Origin of the sequence: Streptomyces sp. NPDC000410 (genome assembly GCF_040300305.1) — a bacterium.
In the GTDB taxonomy this organism is placed as follows: domain Bacteria; phylum Actinomycetota; class Actinomycetes; order Streptomycetales; family Streptomycetaceae; genus Streptomyces.
This window is the reverse complement of record NZ_JBEPDM010000126.1, coordinates 1-1,878: the sequence shown is the minus strand read 5'-3', so window position 1 is coordinate 1,878 and position 1,878 is coordinate 1. Positions and strand designations below refer to the sequence as shown.

1 protein-coding gene is annotated in these 1,878 nt (G+C 65.1%); it reads left to right on the top strand.

All coding sequences use genetic code 11. From position 1 onward, the window contains the following. Positions 1 to 30: 30 nt before the first annotated feature. Positions 31 to 1,878 (top strand): hypothetical protein (locus ABT342_RS38025; RefSeq protein ID WP_351584174.1); only part of this gene is annotated, 1,848 nt, incomplete at its 3' end.

Here is a 1,878-nt window from a genome sequence, read left to right as displayed (position 1 = left end):
TGCGGGAAGCTCGGCGGTGAACATGGCACGTTGGCACAGGAGTTGGCGGAGCTGACGGGTCTGGGTGTGGTGACTCCGTCGGGTGTGGTGTCCGGCTTGGAGCCGTTCACGGGTCAGTTCCTGTCGACGCAGACGCATGTGATGACTGACGGGAAGATCCGGCCGGCGTCGTCAGTCGAGGTGAAGCCGTGGACACTGCACCGCAAGGAGCTCGCCCCGCAGCCGCTGAGGAACGATCTGGTCGAATCGCTGCGCGAGCTGAACCTGAAGCCGGAGGCTGCCAAGCAGCCGTTCAAGAGCGCCGACCACAACCAGATCATCAACTTCGCCAAGACCGAAGCCGCCACCGACTCCTCGGTGGAACCCTCGCTCAACGAGCCGGGTAACGACCGACAGGATGGCCTTGCGCCTGAGTTGATCAAGGAGGAGTTCGTCAAGAACACCGTGGGCGACATGCACGCCTTCCGGCGTGACCTCGGTGGGATGGAGCACGAGGCGAAGAAGAAGCTGCAGGGTGCGCTGAGCTCGGGCAAGGTGAAGCCGGAGGACATCGAGAAGGTCGCACGGGAGCTCTCACAGGAGTTCGGCCAGAACCTGACGTCCCACGAGCAACTCCAGATGGCCTGGGTAGCGGCTGACATCTGGGACCGTAAGGACCTCGCAGCGGCCGATCTCTACGTCGCGACCATGGCAGACGGCCTGACGGCACTGAAGACGTGGACGCATGAGTTCTCCGATCGGGTCGGGGAGGCGTACGACATGCTGGCGGAGCACAATCCGTCGGCGTTCAAGTACGAGAGCCGGGAGCAGATTCGATCCAAGCTTCTGAAGCTGGCGTCGTCCCGCCTGAACAACCGGTACTTGAGGGCCGCGCACGCGATCGCGCTAGCCAAGAGCTGGGAGCCGTCGACAGTGGACGTGGGCTCGGCAGGCATGGACAAGTTCTTCCGCTGGACAGCGACACCAAAGGGCGATGCCGCCCTGATAGGCCTCTACCCCCAGGATCTGGCGCGGACGTATCGGAGGCACGACGCTGGAAGCACAGGGACCTGGCGCTACTTCCAGGGCCCGGCGAAGGACGGCCCGAGTGGAGAGCTCGGGAAGTACATCGGTGATGCGCAGGCGCTGCCGTGGGCGGGTGATCTGACCCTCTACGCGACGTCTCATGGCAGCCCCCGTGCTTTCGGGCCATCTTTGGCCGAACCAGCACTTGGCACGAATGGCGACGGCCAGGTCTACGTGTCGCCGAAGCACTACGCGGAACTGATCGCGGCGGATCCGGTCTTCTTGAAGACGCTGGACCGGGCCGTGATGGACGAGACCTCTCGTGCGGGGGGCAAGGAGGGCCGTTCGTTCTCGGTGGTGCTTGATTCTTGCGAGGTCCTGCGGGAGGTCGGGCAGGTCCGTTTTTCGGCGGAGGTGGTTGCTTCGCATCTGGCCGAGCGTGTGGCGGTGATGCGGGGGAAGGCGTTCGAGGCCCAGGCGCGGGTGCTTGCGAAGGCGGTCGGGTTCGCTGACCGGGATGGTGCGAAGTTCGTGAAGTTGGTGCGGGAGTTCGTGGCCGCGAGTTCCCGGCTGCCGCTTGCGGACGCGTCGGCGCGTGCCGGTGAGGTGGGGCGTGAGTTCGCTGTGGCGTTGGGTAAGCCGACGGCCGGCTTCGATCCGATGCAGGCGGTGTCGTTCGCCGAGGCGTTGGCGAAGGCGCAGAAGCCGATTCCGGGGAACATGCGGCTGTTCTCCACGCCCTACGAGGGCTTTGTTGACGTCCACGGAGTTCTATCTCTTGAGGCTCCTCCTGGCACGGCGGATGCGTGGTTGGAGTTCCCGGTGGGGTTGCCGGTGCGGGGGCGGGTTGTGCCTCGTGCTGGGGTGGGTGTG